General features: G+C 68.4%; 19 protein-coding genes and 2 tRNA genes. 12 read left to right on the forward strand and 9 right to left on the reverse strand.

Annotated elements, in window-relative coordinates; genetic code table 11:
• Window positions 1-239: 239 nt before the first annotated feature.
• Window positions 240-1,298 carry a DUF4238 domain-containing protein gene (locus PH191_RS25080; RefSeq protein ID WP_274197347.1) on the forward strand — a complete coding sequence of 353 codons (1,059 nt, stop codon included), beginning with the start codon at window positions 240-242 and terminating at the stop codon, window positions 1,296-1,298.
• Window positions 1,299-2,188: 890 nt separating this feature from the next.
• Here the strand turns inward: PH191_RS25080 and PH191_RS25085 are convergent.
• On the reverse strand, window positions 2,189-2,359 hold the full coding sequence (locus tag PH191_RS25085) for a hypothetical protein (RefSeq protein WP_274197348.1): 171 nt from the start codon (window positions 2,357-2,359) through the stop codon (window positions 2,189-2,191).
• Between the two features lie 134 nt (window positions 2,360-2,493).
• The gene (locus tag PH191_RS25090) at window positions 2,494-3,483 is read right to left on the reverse strand and encodes an HNH endonuclease (RefSeq protein WP_274197349.1); all 990 of its coding nucleotides are present in this window, start codon (window positions 3,481-3,483) and stop codon (window positions 2,494-2,496) included.
• 1,609 nt (window positions 3,484-5,092) lie between these two features.
• On the opposite strand from PH191_RS25090, the gene PH191_RS25095 reads away from it, so the two are divergent.
• A complete protein-coding gene (locus PH191_RS25095) occupies window positions 5,093-5,650 on the forward strand; it encodes an HD domain-containing protein (protein ID WP_274197350.1) in 558 nt (185 codons plus the stop codon).
• On the opposite strand, the gene PH191_RS25100 is transcribed toward PH191_RS25095, so the two are convergent.
• Window positions 5,638-6,105, reverse strand: a complete 468-nt coding sequence (locus PH191_RS25100; protein WP_274197351.1) for an NUDIX hydrolase — start codon at window positions 6,103-6,105, stop codon at window positions 5,638-5,640. The genes PH191_RS25095 and PH191_RS25100 overlap by 13 nt on opposite strands.
• A 10-nt stretch (window positions 6,106-6,115) precedes the next feature.
• Complete coding sequence (locus PH191_RS25105) at window positions 6,116-6,859, reverse strand: DUF5919 domain-containing protein (RefSeq protein ID WP_274197352.1); 744 nt, start codon at window positions 6,857-6,859, stop codon at window positions 6,116-6,118.
• A 153-nt stretch (window positions 6,860-7,012) separates the two neighbouring features.
• Here PH191_RS25105 and PH191_RS25110 point away from each other — a divergent pair, with 153 nt between their 5' ends.
• The 8 genes from PH191_RS25110 (at window position 7,013) to PH191_RS25145 (ending at window position 12,590) form a co-directional block, all read left to right on the forward strand.
• Complete coding sequence (locus PH191_RS25110) at window positions 7,013-7,351, forward strand: hypothetical protein (RefSeq protein WP_274197353.1); 339 nt, start codon at window positions 7,013-7,015, stop codon at window positions 7,349-7,351.
• 68 nt (window positions 7,352-7,419) lie between these two features.
• Window positions 7,420-7,596: a hypothetical protein gene (locus PH191_RS25115; protein ID WP_274197354.1), complete on the forward strand. Its 177-nt coding sequence runs from the start codon at window positions 7,420-7,422 to the stop codon at window positions 7,594-7,596.
• A 115-nt stretch (window positions 7,597-7,711) separates the two neighbouring features.
• Complete coding sequence (locus tag PH191_RS25120; RefSeq protein ID WP_274197355.1) at window positions 7,712-8,551, forward strand: hypothetical protein; 840 nt, start codon at window positions 7,712-7,714, stop codon at window positions 8,549-8,551.
• A gap of 43 nt (window positions 8,552-8,594) precedes the next feature.
• On the forward strand, window positions 8,595-9,434 hold the full coding sequence (locus PH191_RS25125; protein ID WP_274197356.1) for an FtsK/SpoIIIE domain-containing protein: 840 nt from the start codon (window positions 8,595-8,597) through the stop codon (window positions 9,432-9,434).
• Between the two features lie 41 nt (window positions 9,435-9,475).
• Window positions 9,476-9,697 (forward strand): hypothetical protein, encoded by a 222-nt coding sequence (locus PH191_RS25130; RefSeq protein ID WP_274197357.1) that lies wholly within the window; start codon window positions 9,476-9,478, stop codon window positions 9,695-9,697.
• Window positions 9,694-11,214, forward strand: coding sequence for a replication initiator (locus PH191_RS25135; RefSeq protein ID WP_274197358.1), 1,521 nt, complete (start codon window positions 9,694-9,696; stop codon window positions 11,212-11,214). The genes PH191_RS25130 and PH191_RS25135 overlap by 4 nt, the downstream gene beginning before the upstream one ends.
• 15 nt (window positions 11,215-11,229) lie before the next feature.
• Window positions 11,230-11,412: a helix-turn-helix domain-containing protein gene (locus PH191_RS25140; RefSeq protein ID WP_274197359.1), complete on the forward strand. Its 183-nt coding sequence runs from the start codon at window positions 11,230-11,232 to the stop codon at window positions 11,410-11,412.
• Window positions 11,412-12,590, forward strand: coding sequence for a tyrosine-type recombinase/integrase (locus tag PH191_RS25145; RefSeq protein ID WP_274197360.1), 1,179 nt, complete (start codon window positions 11,412-11,414; stop codon window positions 12,588-12,590). Before PH191_RS25140 ends, PH191_RS25145 begins: the two co-directional genes overlap by 1 nt.
• Before the next feature lie 88 nt (window positions 12,591-12,678).
• Here PH191_RS25145 and PH191_RS25150 read toward each other — a convergent pair.
• Window positions 12,679-12,751: transfer RNA gene (locus tag PH191_RS25150), tRNA-Arg, on the reverse strand.
• 43 nt (window positions 12,752-12,794) lie between these two features.
• Window positions 12,795-12,884: transfer RNA gene (locus PH191_RS25155), tRNA-Ser, on the reverse strand.
• A 157-nt stretch (window positions 12,885-13,041) separates the two neighbouring features.
• On the opposite strand from PH191_RS25155, the gene PH191_RS25160 reads away from it, so the two are divergent.
• Entirely contained in the window at window positions 13,042-14,073 is a 1,032-nt protein-coding gene (locus PH191_RS25160; RefSeq protein WP_274197361.1) for a zinc-binding dehydrogenase, read from the forward strand.
• 79 nt (window positions 14,074-14,152) lie between these two features.
• On the opposite strand, the gene PH191_RS25165 is transcribed toward PH191_RS25160, so the two are convergent.
• On the reverse strand, window positions 14,153-14,335 hold the full coding sequence (locus tag PH191_RS25165) for an SDR family oxidoreductase (RefSeq protein ID WP_274197362.1): 183 nt from the start codon (window positions 14,333-14,335) through the stop codon (window positions 14,153-14,155).
• Here PH191_RS25165 and PH191_RS25170 point away from each other — a divergent pair.
• On the forward strand, window positions 14,334-14,552 hold the full coding sequence (locus tag PH191_RS25170) for an LmrA/YxaF family transcription factor (RefSeq protein ID WP_420791847.1): 219 nt from the start codon (window positions 14,334-14,336) through the stop codon (window positions 14,550-14,552). The genes PH191_RS25165 and PH191_RS25170 overlap by 2 nt on opposite strands.
• Window positions 14,553-14,598: 46 nt before the next feature.
• On the opposite strand, the gene PH191_RS25175 is transcribed toward PH191_RS25170, so the two are convergent.
• Window positions 14,599-16,329 carry a phosphatidylglycerol lysyltransferase domain-containing protein gene (locus PH191_RS25175; protein WP_420791845.1) on the reverse strand — a complete coding sequence of 577 codons (1,731 nt, stop codon included), beginning with the start codon at window positions 16,327-16,329 and terminating at the stop codon, window positions 14,599-14,601.
• Window positions 16,330-16,411: 82 nt separating this feature from the next.
• Window positions 16,412-17,164 carry a dienelactone hydrolase family protein gene (locus PH191_RS25180; RefSeq protein WP_274197364.1) on the reverse strand — a complete coding sequence of 251 codons (753 nt, stop codon included), beginning with the start codon at window positions 17,162-17,164 and terminating at the stop codon, window positions 16,412-16,414.
• Window positions 17,165-17,166 lie beyond the last annotated feature (2 nt).

Consider the following 17,166-nt stretch of genomic DNA (forward strand, 5'->3'; position numbering starts at 1 on the left):
CTGGCCCCCTGGCCCTGGGGTGCTACGCCCTCGCGGTGGCCGGCGGGGAGACCTGCCCTACCCCCCTCCCCGGAGGTCGCCTGGGGTTCGGGGGCGGCGAGCGCCCTGCTCCTCTTTCGTGTCTGGAAGCTCTGTCGGACCCCACAGCCATACTCGATGCAAGATACCGCGCTTCTAGAAGGACCTGCATGAGCAGACGACGAGACCGACGCAAGCGACTCCCGCCAGAATTCGTCGCAATGATGGAGCGCGCCAAGAGAAACGAACTCGGTTCACCAGCGCGCAAACACCACCTCGTGCCGGCATCTTACCTTCGCGGGTGGAGCGACCGAGGACAGATTCGAGTAACTGTAGTTGACGAGGTTCGTACATGGATTACATCACCCGAGAAGGCGGCTCGCGAAACTGACTTCTATAGCCTGAAGTCCGACGACCTCGATCCAGAGAAGGTCCCGCCGCTCCTCTTCGAGACGATGTTGAGCGAGGTAGAAGGCTGGGGTCGCTCGGCGATCGACGAGCTACTCATCAAGCAGCCAAGCCAGGTCGACCCGAAGTTGATGGCCAAGTTCACGTGGTTCTTAGGTTTTCAACTGTCACGAGGAAACGCGTTTCGTGAAGAGAACAAGTTGCTGGAGAGCGAGATCTTTCGACTCAAGCATGAGGGGATGACGGATGAGGGCATTCGTGGGCGCCTCGAGGAACAGGGTTACCCGAATGATCCTAAGAGCGTTGCGAGAGCCAGGAAGGGCCTCGACGCGATCCTGCGGGGAGACGTCATCCTCGCTCCGCAGCGTGCGGCGCTAGTTGGGCGCGCCGCAGAAGTGGCCGACGAATTGGGCGGTCATCTGCTACAGAGAGAGTGGTTCGTTCACGAGACGCCAGGAGTTCTCGTAACCTGCGATGAACCTCTGATTCGTATCGGTGGACCTGGGAATCTTCGGGAGGAGCGAGCAGGAATCGCCTCGGCAGGCGTTATCATTTTCCCCCTATCCCCCAGGAAGTTGCTGTCCATGGCTCTTCCCGGCATACGAACAGATCTAACGCCGAGGTTGGATGAAGCCGAAACGGCCGAGCTTAATCGGGAAATCATCGCCGCTTCCTCACGGTGGGCCTTCGAGCGCCCCAGCAAGCATGTCACGGAGAGAATGCGGGTGCCGCTAGCACCGCCGCCGTTCGTCACTGAAGGCCCGATTCCACACCTAAGTGAGCCGAATCGAGAAGTATATAGAAACTACAGCCCGACCCGATGGACTGAGGCGCCCCTCCCTCCCTGGCCAGTCCAACGCTGGTGGCGCTGATGGAAGCTCGACGTGATGGAGCTGTTGACGATGTAAGTGGCGCTATGGACGTGGCCGGGCGTGGGCCGCGCCGGCCGCCGGGCCGAAGGCAGGAGGCGTGCCGGCTGCGGAGCCGCCCGGTCCGGCCCGTCAGGGCCGGCTTGAAGACGTAAAGAAAGTTCTCACACGCTGATGGAGCGCGAAGCGGTTCGGCGGCGCCAGGCGAGCACCATCAGCGTCACCGGAGGAGCGGCCACCATGAGGCCAGCTAGCGGGGCGAGTACAGCGTTGCGACTCTGGCACGACGTTACAAATTCCGGTCCCACGGACGGGGAGCTGCGCATCACCGTCCAGAACCGCTCTTCCGGAGGTCGCCACGGAGCACGGCATACCGGTAGACGGGTGCCGCCGACGTCATACCAGGGCATATGTAGACCGAGGTACAGGCCGGCTGCGACGATCAGGACAGAACCGACGGCTAGTAGCGCCCACTTCGTCCGCAGGTTGGGCTCGGTCGCCTGACCATGCTTCGGCATGCGTCGCTCCTGATCCCGACTTCACTTCTGTGGACGAGTGCGACCCCGACCGCGACCTGCCATCGACTCTAAGTCGACTTTCAGTCGAAGTGGTCGTCAAGGGCACGATCGTGTGTAGCGCCAACAGGCGACGGGCCGGCGCCATCGCAGCCGGGCGAAGCACGCTACGCACCTTCTGCTTCGGTGTGGCTCAAGCTGTTTCGCAAAGCTCGCCTTCATCACCATCCTTGGCGCTCCTACTCTGTTCTCTGACCCGCTCATCGTCGCGGTGACCAGCGCTCCGATGAAAAGGGGCCGCCAAGAGTGGTGGCGACTACCGAACTCCCTCGTTCGACAATCCTTCCATTGGGTCGGCCGACTTCCCGGGCACTTGGCTCACGAGTTCTCGGGGTCCTTCAGCCCGTTGAGCTCCATGCGGCGGATGATCTCGGGAGGGTCCGGCTCGTAGGCCCGTTCCACAGCCAAGACCTCGTGCCACCAGTCCTCGACAGCCGGCGCGACCGCCGCGTCGACTTCTGCCTCGAGGTCCTCGTCTGGCTCCGTCATTGGGTCTCCAGTCAAGAGTAGAAAGTCCAGTACGTGGAGGCGGCAAGTTGACGTCGGCCGATGCAACCGCCGACAGTCGGTAAGGACGACCAACCTGAGACTTGAACACCTCGGACGGACCTGAGCGTGCATCGCTAGGCGCCGGCGTGCTGACGAACGAGGTGGGTCAGTTCCTCGACGGTCAGCCAAGGCTTCCCCCGGTGGATCATGCGGTGGCAGTTGGAACAGAGGAGCGCGAGGTCTGCAACCCGCGTAGTCACGGGCCCGGACACATGGAGCGGGACGCGGTGGTGGCATTCGATGTACTCGTGTCCCCGCTTCCCGTAAGTCCGGCCGAAGTCGAAGCCGCAGGCTTCGCAGGTGATGGTGCCTCCGGTCTTAAGCACTGCCGCGAGCTTACGGCGCTTCGCCTTCGGATCGCGGTCTCGGGCGAGGTGTGTGCGCTCGAGCAACCCACCCTCGCTTGCGGGCTCGTCGCCCAAGTCGATCTCAGGCAGTGCGGCCGCGCTTGAGGTGGTGGTGATATTGGTCCGCAGCTGTGTTGCGAGAGCCTGCATGCGGTCCGGCTGCGCGAGGAACTCCATAAGTACCTCGCGGTCATGCTGACCCCCTTTGGTAGGGGCGCCTCGATAGGCCGGATGCTGGGTCGCGATGTCTGCGGTCTTCCGCGCAACCCCCGCAGGATTCCGAAAGGTTGCGGTTCGGACCTCCGGGGGATGTAGCGGAAGACGCTGGAGGAGCGACGACAGGTCTACGACCCGTCGGTCTTCTTCGCTGAGGTAGTTCCACCCGTTACTGTGAACGAGCTCGCAGGCGAGGATCACCTCGTCCCTGCGCCACGCCGGGTTCCGCCGAACCCGCATTTGAAAGCCGAGTTCTTCGAGGAGCCGCTTGACGGTCGCCTCTCCTCCGTTGAACTCGCTCGCCATCAGCTGCTCGCCGTGGCGCAAGGCATGAGCAGCGCCGACGATGGCCTTCGAGTCGTATTCCTTCCCATCGCGGAGGACGAAGTAGCCTCGCGCCTCTCCATAGGAGTACTTCGCAAGGAATTCCTCGCGACCGATCGCGTCAAACTCGTCGAGGGCGGAGGTCACGTCCGAGGCGGTCACATCTGGCTGCGCCATGGGATGAGAGACTATCTGCTAGGGCAGCAGGGGCGGTCGGGGACCAGGTGATCGTCGGTTCTTGGCTGCCGTCTGGCGCTACCGATGAGGGCCAAGGCGCGCACCGCGCTTGCGTTGGAGTTGCGGTCCGGAGCGTCCCTGAGCCGGAGGGGCCTGTCGGTCCTAACTGCGGAAGAGACCCTCAACTAGCGGCTCCGAAATCTCCCTAAGTCAGGGCTTCAGGCGTGGCCCGCTCGCATGTTTACCAGTAGGTTATGCCGATGGGGCCAACTACGCCACTAGTCTCAGCAATCCTTCCTGCTGTCGCCGCGCTGTTGGGCGTCGCCCTAACGTTAGCCTATAACGCCCGCCAGGAGAGGAGCCGGCAGCGCGCGGACATGAGTAAGGCACTATGGGACGCGCGGAGAATTGCAGCCTCGAAGCTTATTGTTGCCGTCAACCAAGCGGTGGACTCCACTCGACGGGCCAAAGCAGACAGCCGCGACGAGACTGAGGCGAAGCGTCTCGATAAAGAGGAGCCATGGTCGGAAGCGTACGAAAAATACCTCGAACTGTGCCTCTTGATACCGCACATCGGAGAACAGGTTGCGTGGAAGTACCTTCAAGACGCATATACATGGCGTCGCGAATCGATTGCCAAACGCGAGCATGTTACTAGGGGAGAGCCGCACCGGGAATTGGCCGAAGGTCTTCGAGAGTGGGTGGTTCCGGTCGAAGAAGGGAAGGCTAAGTCCACCATGTCACGCTCGAACTAGCCTCCAATCTGAAGCCTGCCTATCCATCACGTGATGTGGCCGCGAGTGCATGGTCAACGGACCCTGGCCGAGCATTGTTCACGGCGCTAGCTCCCAAGAATCGCGCGACTTACCCTGGCAGTCGGATGCGACACGGTCACTGGGACCCGCCGATCCCAAAAGTGATCATCACTGAGGGCTTCGGCAGTGATCCGGACCGGAATTACAGTCTCAGCTCTCGAAGTAGACGGGGCCGCAGACAACCGGACATCAAACTCGACGATATCGCCACTCTCGATCGGTGGAACAGTAAGTGATGTTTCTCGCCCGGTTGGAACCTCCGAAGCCCTCGCGCGAACTCCTTCAACGTAAGGGATACCTGCTCCGTCAAGAGTTAATCGAAGTGGGCTTGTAGGTGACTGCATTCTCAGCTTGACCTGAACGGTCATGCGGTCTTTGCTGAGCCTCGCCACGAGAGGCTTGAAAACTGGCCCCATTGCTTCGTGCCGGTCTTCCACTCGGTCGCGTTCGGCGCTCTCGGCTACATCTGCCGACCTACCCGCCGATGTCGCCGATGTCTCTGAGGCGGAAGCGGACCGCTCTGCGGCGTCCGCCGACCGCTTTGAGGCGTACCAGCTGAGGCCGCTAACGGCAGCAGCCACAACAGACAGGCTCGCCGTGGCAATTGCAACGACAAAGCCGCCAACGTCGGTCCACAATACCAATATGTTCCCCTTACACTGGGCCCTCGACCCGATTGGCGCAGGCCACGAACACGGCATGCAAGTAGCACATTCTCCTCCACGCCAGCACACATCGTACGGCGGAGCAAGTCTCCCTTCGCAGGGTGACGGTTGGCGTACTAGGGTAGTGACGTGCCCTCGATTGCTGACGCGCGCTCACTCGCTGAGCTGACGCTCGCTGAACATCTGCCCGACCGATGGCGGCACGTACAGTCGGTATCGAGAGAAGCTCTGCGTATCGCGGATATAGCCGATGTTGATAGCGATAGGCTGATCCAAGCCGCGGTCTTGCACGACATCGGATATTCGCCCTTGGTTGCACACGTCGGGTTCCATCCGATTGATGGCGCTAGGTTTGTCGCCGCGCGCGGCTACGATGACCGAGTCGCCGCGTTAGTCGCACATCACTCGGGCGCACTGATCGAAGCTAACTTGCGTGAGGTCAGCGGACTAGAGTTATTCCCGGACGAAGCTAGCGCGACCAGAGACGCGCTCTGGTATTGCGACGCCGTTACTGGCCCAAGGGGCGAGCCGCTGAGCCCTGATCAGCGATGGGCTGAAATCAGACAGCGTTACGGGGTCGGCCACGTGGTGACCCGCTTCCTCGATGTGGCGGAGCCGACGCTTCGGGCCGCGGTGGAGCGCACGCGGACACGGATGGACGCGGCAGGTGTGGCTCAGTCGAGGTAGGGGGCTTGGTTGGCGAGCCCGTGCTGGACGCGGCGGCGCATGCTTGGGTGCATGCTGAGCTGGTCGACCTCTCCGGGGTCTATCCAGCACACCCGTCGGCTCTCGTCGCTGGTCGCGAGTTCGCCGCCCGTGGCGCGAGCACGGAGGCACACCGAGTACTCCTGGCGCACCTCGCCGTCGTCGTAGGCGATGACGTGGCGGGGGTCGGAGTAGATGCCGACGATGCCGGTGACCTCCACCTCGAGCCCGGTCTCTTCGTACGTCTCTCGGACACCAGCTTGGCGGACTGTTTCGCCAAGCTCCTGGCCGCCACCGGGTAGGGCCCATAGGCCGTTGTCGCTGCGCTGGATGAGCAGGACCTGCCCGTAGTCGTCGAGGACCATCACGGCGACCGCGACGACGAGGCTGTTAGGGGCCGGCGCCGTCGGATCGTCGTAGTAGTCGGTCTTGGCCATGCTCAAAGGCCTACCACTTCGGCGGCTTGGCGACCTCCCACACGGTGTCGAAGCTCTGCGCATAGGTCTCGAACATCAGACCGGCTGACAGTCGACGCAGGTGCATCGCGGGTGCGTGCGGTGCTGGGGCGCCGTAGACATGGGGGTTGACGATCATCTCGTCGTCGTAGCGGTAGATCGAGTTGTAGAGCGTGGTGCCGTGGCAGCGCACCTCCACGCCCGGCGCGTCTGCGATGCGGCCGAAGAACGCGAGAGCGTTGCGAATCTTCGCCGAGATCGCGTTACGCCCAATGCCTTCGTCAGCGCTGCGGCGCATCACCTCGCGGCTGTTCGGGTCACCGAACAGCAGCCGCATACGGCCGCCCGCGGCGCCCTTGTCCCGCAAAGCAGGCAGCAGCGCCGGGTTCTCCGTGAGGAACATCCCGACGTAGACGAGGATGTCGATGCGTGCAGTGGCGTCGTTGAGCAGCCGGTCCCACAGCTCCCGGGGAATAACGTTGCGGCTCGGGTAGACGTTCACGACCTCGGAGTTCGACGCATTCTCGACCTTCAGGTCAGAGTTGGCCGACGGCCAGAGATAGGTCTCGGCCTCGGCCAGCATGGTCGCCACAGTCCGCCGGTGCCGCGGGTAGGGCACGCGGTCTTGGGTGATCCAGCGCTCGACCGTCTTCGGGTCAACGCCGGTGGACCGGGCGACGGCCTCCAGAGTGGTTCCGCCGCGATGCAGTGCGTCCCGCAGCCGCTCGTTTGCCATGTCGGAGCCCCTCTGAGGGACGTCTAGGACGTTCAACGATCTCAGGGACGTCCTTAGATGTCCAGCCGCGTGGTGTGGACGTCCCATCGATTTCCGGAGTCTTCGAGGTGCCCCACAGCCGGGGCCATCACCTCAAAGTCCTCGGAGGACGACATGCCAGCGATCAAGGTGGACACCTCGGGAGCCCGCTACAGCGTGGGCGCCATCCCGAAGCCGAAGAACGACATGGAGGGCCGCCAGCGCACCGACCGGGTCACCGGCATGGGGCTGTTCGTGACCCAGCTGATCAAGCTCGACGACGAGGGCGCCGAGATCATCCCGGTCACCACGCCGGGCTCCCCTGACGTCGGGCAGGGCGCGGAAGTCCGGCCGGTCAACCTGATCGCGATCCCCTGGCAGCAGGGCCAGCGCTCCGGGGTGGCCTTCAAGGCCGACGCCATCGAGCACGCCACGGCCGCACCCGCACCGACCTCGAAGGGCTCGGGCTCGTGACCCCCGCGCCCGCCGAAACCCTGTGGCAGGGACTCAACGCCACCCAATCCGCCGGCACCGAGTGCGTCATGTGCGAGCGGTCCTTCACCTGGCCCGAGCTGCCCGACGCCTACCGGCCCGCCCCGGCGCCCGGGACGCGCTCCGGTCCGGCTGGCATCCCCGCCGTCCCGGTCGGGCGCTCGGAGACCGGATCGCAGGTCTTCGCCTGCGCTGGCATCTGCGCCGCCCTCGCCTGGCCCGACTGACGGCCGGCTCCTCCGCTCCGGGGTCGGGGCTGGCTTCCCCACAGCCCCGACCCCCTTCCCTTGTCTCGCCCTCGGTCGGCGGTGCCCGGCCCTGTCTGCTCCGGAGTGATCTGTCATGACTCGCAACACCGCCGGCCGTCCCGCCACCCGCCCGATCGTGCGCCGCGCCCGCACCGACTCCTTCGAGATCATCAGCAACCCCGTCACCCACCCCGCCGCCAGGCTCGCCGGGCTCACGATCCGGCTGCGCGCCGAGCTGACCGTCGTGGTCCTGGTGTTCGCGGTCCTCGCCGTCGCCTACTCCTGGCTCCCGCCCGCTGGCGCCTCAGCCGTCATCGCCCTCAGCGTCGCCCTCGTGCTCGCGGTGCCGGCACTCCGGCGCTTCGTCGCTCGACGAGGTGCCGCGGTGATGACGCGCCACCGGATGCGTCAGGTCCTCGTCGAACGCCGCTGCCTGAATTTCTCCCGCCACGCCCCGCTCTTCCTCTGGTCCCACCCCACCGAGGTCGGCGAGAGCGTCTGGCTGCTGCTCCGCGCCGGGATTAGCCCCTCCGACATCGAGGGCGAGACCGAGTGGATCGCCTCCGGGTGCTTCGCCCGCGACGCCCGCGTCACCCCCACCCGCCGCATGACCGCCCTGGTCAAGGTCGAAGTCATCCGTCGCGACCCACTCGCCAAGGACCTCATCGCCTCCGAGCTGGACGACTGGACCGCTACCACCGGTCAGGCGCCCGCGCGCGGCACCGTCATCGTTCCGCCGACGCCCGCCAACCGGCACTGGTCGGGCACCGGCAACCGGGCAGGCGCGTCCGTCCCCACTCCTCGAGCGACCCTCGACGAGCACGACGACGTGCCCGTGGTCATCGATCACCCCAACTCCAGCGACGCCCACGCTGGCGAGGACGAGCGGGCCGCAGTGCCCGACCGCGGTGGGGACTGGTCGGACTATGTCTGAACCGACCCGCCTCCGTGCTCTGATCCGCGACTGGATCACGGCCGTGCGCGCACCGGTTGTCCTGTGCGACGAGGCGCCCGCGTCATTGGGGCTGTCGATCTGGGACCCGATCCACCTTGGGGTCGACGAGCACGGCCACCCAGTCCGGGTGACGCTGGCCTACCGCAACATGCTCCTGGCCGGTGAGCCGGGCGCGGGCAAGTCGGTCGGGCTGAACCTCCCGGTCGGGCACGCGGCCCTGTCGCCCGACTGCGACCTCTGGCTGTTCGACGGCAAGCTGGTCGAACTCGGGCTGTGGCGCTCGTGCGCGCAGCGGTTCGTCGGCCCGGACCTCGACGACGCCCTGGTTGCCCTTGGTGACCTGCAGACCGAGATGGATCGGCGCTACGACCTGCTCGACGCCCAGCGCCGCCGTAAGATCACCCCCGACGACGCCGCACACGGCATCTCGCCCCTGGTGGCCGTATTCGACGAGGTCGCCTACTACTCAGCCACCGTCGGCACCAAGCCCCAGCGCGAAGCCTTCTCCGTCGCCGTGCGCGACCTCGTCGCCCGAGGACGGGCCGCCGGGATCATCGTCGTGGCCGCGACCCAGCGACCGTCCTCGGACATCATCCCGACCAGCCTGCGGGACCTGTTCGGCTACCGGTGGGCGTTCCGCTGCACCACCGACAGCAGCAGCGACATCGTCCTCGGGGCCGGCTGGGCCACCCGCGGACACACCGCCGCCGCCATCGCCCCCGAAGACAAGGGCGTCGGGCTGCTCCTGGCTGAGGGCGGCGAACCCCGCCGCATCAAGTCCGCCTACCTGTCCGACGAGCAGGTCTATGCCCTCGCCGACCGCGCCGCGTCCCTGCGGCACGACCACGGGAGCGCGGCATGAACGCCCCCGCACGCCGTGAGGTCGGGGTCGGCGATATCCCGGTGGACCGAGTGACCCGGCTGTGCGCAGCCAACATCGCGCCGGTGATGGACGCCGCCGCGGTCGTGCTCGTGGTCCGCATGACGATCGGGCCGAACCGCACCATCGAGGTCCTCCTCTCGCCCGAGGAGGCCGACCTGCTCGGGCGCGATCTCCGGGCCAACGCCCGCTACCTCGCCAGTCGTGACCCCTCGACCGACACCCGCACCTGGGACCGACGATGACCACCACCAGCACGCGCGTGGCACGGTCGGAGACTGTCGAGGAGCTCGGCGCTCGCCGACGAGCTCGCGACGCTGCCACCGCCTCGCTCGCCGAGGTCGCAGCTGCGGTCCGCGACGACCACGACCAGTGGATGAGCCACATCGCCGGCGCCGCCAGCTGCTCGCACCCGATCCGGCTGGTCGGCAACCTCACCCGGGTCGAGGCCTCCACCGGCCGCATCACCCACGACGTCCACACCACCGAGATGCCCGACGGCGTGCTCTACACCCCCTGCGGCAACCGCCGCGCCAGCGTGTGCGCCGGCTGCGCGGAGACCTACCGCGCCGACACCTACCAGCTCGTCACCGCCGGCCTCGTCGGCGGCAAGGGCGTCCCAACCTCGGTCGCGGAGCACCCGTGCGTGTTCCTGACCGTCACCGCCCCCTCGTTCGGCCCGGTCCACGCCCACCGCACCGACCGCGCCGGACGCACCATTGCCTGCCGCCCCCGCCGCCATCCCGAGCACTGCCCCCACGGCGTCCCTATGGCGTGTTTCGACCGCCACGGCGACGACGCCCCCGAGCTGGGCCGCCCGCTGTGCCTCGACTGCTACGACCACCCCGCCCAGGCGGTGTGGAACCTGCACGCCGGGGAGCTGTGGCGCCGCACCATGATCGCCGCCCGACGTGCGCTCACGGCCCTGGAGAAGCGCCACCACATCAAGCTGCGCCTGAGCTACACCAAGGTCGCCGAGTTCCAGGCCCGCGGAGCGGTGCACCTGCACGCCCTGGTCCGCCTCGACGGCCGCGACCCCAAAGACCCCGACGCCGTCCTCGTCCCCGACGCCCGCGTCGGCGCCCACCACCTCGCCACCGTCCTCCGGCGGGTCGTGGAGGACACCCGGTTCGCCACGGCGCCGCACCCCGCCAGAGAAGCCGGCTGGCCCATCGTGTGGGGCGAGCAGGTCGACCCCCGGCCCGTACGGCTCTCCCGCTTGGACCTCGACGACCACGGCGAGATCACCACGAACGCCGTGGCCGGCTACCTCGCGAAGTACGCCACCAAAGCCACCGAACTCGCCGGCCACACCTCGACGCGGCTGCGCCCCGACACCGTCCGGGACTATGCCCGCCTCGACACCCACCCCGGCCGCCAGATCGACGCCTGCTGGCACCTCGGCACTCGTCCCGAGCAAGCCGCCAGCGACGAGTGGGCCGCCGGCTGGGGCCGGCTAAGGCGCTGGGCCCACATGCTCGGGTTCGGCGGTCATTTCTCCACCCGTTCTCGTCGCTACTCCACCACGCTCGGCGCTCTGCGCCAGGCCCGCCGCGAGTGGGGCCGCGAACACGCCCGACGTCCCGACGAGGACGACGAGCTGGCCGACGAGGACACCACCGAAGTCATCGTCAACTCGCTCGCGTTCGCCGGCGTCGGCTGGCACACCAGCGCCGACGCGCTCCTGGCTAACACTTCGGCGGCCAACGCCAGAGCGAGGAGGCGAGCCGCGAAGGAGGAGACGACGACCGAAGTGGCCTGACTAGAGGAAGCGATCATGCAGAAGGTGCTCTACACGATGGAGGAGGCGGCCGACCTGCTCAGCGTGGGCCGGTCGACGGTCTACGACCTGATCCGGATGCGGCTGCTGGAAACGGTCAAGATCGGCCGATCCCGGCGAGTGACCGCAGCGGCGCTGACCGAGCTGGTGGAACGGCTCCGCGAGCAGGAGGCGGCGTAATGGCTACCGAGAAGCCGAAGCGGCGTGGCAGGAGGGCGAACGGCGAGGGGACGATCACTCGCCGGAAGGACGGGCTTTGGCAAGCCGCGATCTACGTCCCTCAGCCGGACGGAACCACGAAGCGGAAGTTTATCTACAACCGCGACCGTGATGCGTTGCGGGACGAGCTGACCGACCTGGCTTACAAGATCGGTAAGGGCATCCCGGCGGCGGATGCGAAGGTCAGCGTTGGGGACTACTTGGACGGTTGGTTGGCCGAGATCAAGCCTCACATCCGGCCGGCGACCTACACCGGCTACGAGACCAACGTCCGGCTGCACATCAAGCCGCTGGTCGGAACCAAGCGGCTCGACAAGCTCGGCGCTCGGGACGTCCGGATGCTCGTGGAGGTCTTGCGTTCCAAGCCCGTCTCACGCGGTCAGGGCACGATGTCGGATCGCGCGGTGCAGTACGTCCACGCCACGCTGCGTGCCGCGCTCGAGCAAGCGGTCCGCGAGGAGCTGGTGGCCCGCAACGTCGCCAAGCTCGTCCGGTCGACGATCCGCGACGCCCGAGAGCACGAGCCGTGGACCCCGGAGGAGTCGACCCGCTTCCTGAAGACTGCGGCCGAGCATCGGCTGACGGCAATGTGGGTCCTGCTCGTCGTCCTCGGGCTACGCCGAGGAGAGGTGCTGGCGCTGCGATGGTCGGACCTCGACACCGGTGCCGAGACCCTGTCAGTTCTTGGCAGCCTTCAGCGGGTCGGCGAGCGTCTGGAGCGGATGCCGACGAAGACTCGGGGGTCGACGCGGACGATCCCGCTGCCCGCTCGGGCGGCTCGGGCCGTCGCTGCACACCGCGTGGCACAGGGCGCCGAGCGCGCGAAGGCCGGCGAGCGGTGGGTGGACTCTGGGCTGATGTTCACGACGGCGCACGGGACGCCGGTCGAGCCGCGGACGATCAACCGCATGTTCCGCACGCTGAGCGATGCGACCGGGCTGCGCCCTGTGCGGGTCCACGACCTCCGGCACGGGGCGGTGTCGTTGCTCCTTGCCCTCGGGGTGCCGCCGCGCACGGTGATGCAGGTCGTCGGGCACACGGTCATGGAGATGACGATGGAGCGCTACGGCCACGTCAACCTCGACGAGCAGCGGGCGGCGGTCGAGCGCCTCGACCGGGTCTTCGGTGAGGAGGACTGATGTACGAACTGATGCAGAGGCGCCCCCAGACGCACAACAGCGGGGGCACCGCTGACGCGATACCCCCGCTGAGCTGCCTCGACCGGCGCGCGCCCGAAGGGATTCGAACCCCTAACCTTCTGATCCGTAGTCAGATGCTCTATCCGTTGAGCTACGGGCGCAGTGTGTACTTGTGAAGCCTCGACCCTTGCTGGACCGCGGCCGCGGAGGCTCCGGGATTTGAACCCGGGAGGGAGCCGAACTCCCAACCGCATTAGCAGTGCGGCGCCATAGACCAGACTAGGCGAAGCCTCCCGAGGTCCCCCTGGGGCCTCCGTCGGGAAACAGTACACACCGCCGTCCACCCGGTCGGCCGCCACCCCCCGGCCGCGTCGACGTGTGCGCGGTCTCGCATGCGCGCGCTCGGGAGATGGGTAGCCCACAACCGAATGCACCCTGAGGAAGGACCGCAGTGAAGGCGACGTTGATCTACGGAGCGGGCGACATCCGGGTGGAGGACGTCCCCGATCCGAAGCTCCAGAACGCGAGCGACGCGATCGTGCGCATCACGCACTCGTGCATCTGCGGCAGTGACCTCTGGCCCTACAAGAGCCGCGAGCAGACCGAGCAGGGCGACCGCATCGGTCACGAGTTCATCGGCGTGGTCGAGGAGACCGGCTCCGACGTGGGCCGCGTCCAGAAGGGCGACCTGGTCGTCGCCCCGTTCTTCTACGCCGACGGCACCTGCGAGTACTGCCGGGCGGGCCTCACCAGCGCCTGCCCGAACGGCAACGCCTGGGGCGCCGACACCGACGGCGGCCAGGGCGAGGCTGCCCGAGTGCCGTTCGCGGACAACTCGCTCATGAAGCTCGACGTCCCGCACGACTCGGAGCTCATGCCGAGCCTGCTCACGCTGTCCGACGTCTTCGGCACCGGGCACCACGCCGCCGTGTCGGCGCAGGTGGGGCCGGGCAAGGACGTCGTCGTGGTCGGCGACGGCGCGGTCGGCCTGCTGGGCGTACTGGCCGCGAAGCGCCTGGGCGCCGAGCGGATCGTCCTCATGGGCCATCACAAGGACCGCACCGACCTCGGCCGCGAGTTCGGCGCCACCGACGTCGTGGCCGAGCGCGGCGAGGAGGGCGAGCAGAACGTGCGCGACCTGCTCGGCACCGACGGCGCCCACTCGACGATCGAGGCCGTGGGCTACGACCAGTCGCTCTCGACCGCCCTGAACGTGACGAAGCCGGGAGGCCACGTTGGGATCGTCGGGGTCCCGCAGAGCGGCACGATCCCGAACGCCGCCCGCAAGTTCATGGCCAACATCACCGTCGCCGGCGGCATCGCCCCCACACAGGCCAACATGCACGAGCTGCTGCCCGACGTCCTCGACGGCACGGTCGAGCCGGGCAAGGTCTTCAACCGGACGATCCCGCTCGACGAGACGCCCGAGGGCTACCGCGCGATGAACGACCGCGAGGCACTCAAGGTGCTCGTGCGTCCCTGACGCCCGACGCACGACCGAGGGGCGCCCTCGCTGCGCGCGACGCAGCGGGGGCGCCCCTCGCTCGTTCCAGGGCCGTGTCTCACGCCACGCGGGCGTAGGTGATCCCGCCGTCGACGTCGATCGTGCCGCCGTACAGGAAGGCCGCCTCGTCGGAGACGGCGAACCGCACCGCGTAGGCGACGTCGACGGGCCGGACCGGGCGGCCGGCGACGGTGGCCTTCGTCATCGCCTCGAGCACGGCGTAGGAGTCGGCGTTGCCCATGCTCGCCGCGGGCGTCGCGCGCATGCGGGCCGCGGGGCACGTCGACGCGTCCGCGGACGCCGACCTGCTGGCCGTCGGCATCGTCGCGTCGATCGAGGGCGGCATCGTGCTCTGCCAGCCCCATCGCTCACCGCGCCCGCTCGAGGCCGTCCTCGACCAGATCCTCGACCCGCTGCTGGTCCGCGCCGGCGAGCGAACGGGGAGTTCGCGCGCATAGAAGCAGCGAACAGCGCGTTCGCTGCGACAGGGCGCTGCGACAGGGGTCAGCGCCGCAGCAGGCGCAGCAGCGCCGGCGGGCGGCCGCCGTAGCCCTCGGCCTCGAAGGCGGCGACGGCGATGCGGGGCAGGTCGCGCACGGCGTCGAAGACGAGGTAGCGCGGCACCCACACGGGCCCGAAGCGGGCGTTGAACCGGTAGAGCGTCTCGATCTGCCACCAGCGCGACGCGGTGCGCAGCAGGCGGGCCCACAGGCGCGCGACGGGCCCGGCACCGATCTTCTCGCCGCGCTCGAGCGCCGAGCGGAAGACCGCGAAGTTCAGCGAGACCCGGTCGACCTCGAGGCCCCGGCAGGCGCCCAGGAGGTCGGCGATGAGCAGCTCGTTGAGGCCGTTGTCGGGCACCGCGGGGTCGCGGACCATGACGTCGAGCGACAGGCCGTCGGAGCCCCACGGCACGAACTGCAGCAGCCCGCGCGTCTCCTCCTCGGCGGTGGCGACGACGAGCACGGCGTCGGGGTCGGCCGCGGCGTCGGCGGTGCGCGAGAGCGCCATCGAGAACCCCCGCTCGGCCGGGCTGCCACGCCAGCGGGCGACGAGCTCGCGCAGGTGCTCGAGCTCGTCGGCGGGGATGTCGGACAGGCGCCGCACGGTGGTGTCGTAGCCCGCGCGGCGGACGCGCGAGACGGCCTGGCGCACCGTGCGCATCGAGCGGCCCTGCAGGGAGAAGGTGGCGACGTCGACGACCGCCTCGTCGCCGAGCTCCAGGGCGTCGAGCCCGCCCTCCCGCGCCCACACCCGCGCGCCGGCCTCGGAGCAGCCGAGCACCGCAGGCACCCAGCCGTAGCGCCGGCAGCTGGCGAGGAACTCGGTGATCGCGCCCGGCCAGGCCTCGACGTCACCGAGCGGGTCGCCCGAGGCCAGCGCCACCCCGGCCACGACCCGGTGCGGCACCGCGGCCTTGCCCGACGGCGAGAACACCACCGCTTTGTCGGGCCGCAGCGCGAAGTAGCCCAGGGAGTCGGCGCGTCCGTGACGGGCGAGCAGGGCCCGGATGCGCTGGGCGTCGTCGTCGGTCAGCGTGCGGCGGGGCTCCGCGGAACGCAGCAGGAAGTACCCGCCGAGCACGAGCGCGGCGATGCCGAACGTCAGGCCGAGGACCGCGGTCAGGTCGTCGAACCAGGTGACCCGGAACTGCACGGGCCCGCTGACGCCGACCAGCGAGAGCGCCGACTGCGCCAGGATCTCCCCCGTCGACGGCCGGCCCTCGAGCAGCGACGGCCGCACCAGCAGCAACAGCGCGACGACGACGAACCCGCCGAGGAGCATCTGGACGACGACCCGCACCGCGGCCAGCGGCCCGACGGGATCGGGCAGGGCCGTGAACTCGCGACGGGTGAGCAGCAGCCCGACGAGCAGCACGAGCACGACGACGGTCGGGACGAGCGCGTGCCGGCCGACGACGTGCGAGACGACCAGCAGGACGCACGCCACGACGGCCAGCTGCCACGCCCGGCGCTTGCGGCGCCGCAGGCCCGTGGCCAGCATCATCAGCCCGACGCCGAGGGTCGCGACGACGACGGAGCCGACCAGCGGCACCTCGGGCGGCAGCCCGAACCAGGTCGCCGGTTGCAGGCGCCGGCGCAGCAGGGGCGTGAGCAGCGACAGGATCGTCAGGAGCCCGGCGACGCGCGCCGCCCACGTGACGACCCGCGCGGTGCGCCGCCCCCGCCAGCGGGCGAAGCGCCCCTCGGCGGCCGCCGCGGTGGGGCGATCCACCTGCACCCCCGACGCCAATGAGACCTCCGGTCGTGTGAGCACTTCTCCGTGCCCGTGGCACGGATGATCGCTCACGCGGACTTCAGCGCAAGTGCGCGTCCAACCAGTTCAGGACCCGGCTGCGCGCCTCCATCTTTGTCGCCTCCTCCGAGTTCCCCTCGTCGAGGGGATCGGGCTGGACGGCGGCGTGCTCGTCGGCGTCGAAACGGTGCTCGCGCGAGGGGTAGACGACGACGTCGACCACGCGGCCGGAGGCGTGGGCGGCCTCGCGGAGCCGGTCGACGTCGGCGGGGTCGACGGGATCGCCCCGCTCGCCGTAGAGACCGAGCCACGGGCAGGTCAGCTCGCCGACCACGTCCAGCAGCCGGGGCAGGCCCTCGGCCAGCGGGGACGCGACGCCGGCCGCCGAGACCGTGATCACCGCACCGAGTGATCGCTGCGCGGCGACGACGAGGGCGGCGGTGGCGCCGAGGTCGAAGCCGAGGACCGCCATCCGGTCGGAGGAGACGCCGCGGTCAGCGAGCACGCCGAAGGCGGCGTCGGAGTCCGCGAGCACCGACTCCCCGGTGATCGCCGCCGCGGCGCGGTCGACGGCCTCGTCCTCGCCGGTCTGCTCGTCGATCCCGGGGTCGTCGCGGTGGTAGAGGTGCGGGGCGACCGCCAGCCACCCCTCCCCGGCGAGGGCCTCGACGATCGCCTGCGTCCGCGAGGTGACGCCACGCGACTCGTGCAGCACGACGACCCCGCCCCGGACGGCGCCCTCGGGCTCACCGATCGTCAACCTCAGCTGCGTCTCGTCGACCAGGGGGATGGTCTCCGTGCGCGTCCCCGTCATCC

It is taken from the genome of Actinomycetospora callitridis (assembly GCF_028737265.1).
GTDB lineage: Bacteria > Actinomycetota > Actinomycetes > Mycobacteriales > Pseudonocardiaceae > Actinomycetospora > Actinomycetospora callitridis.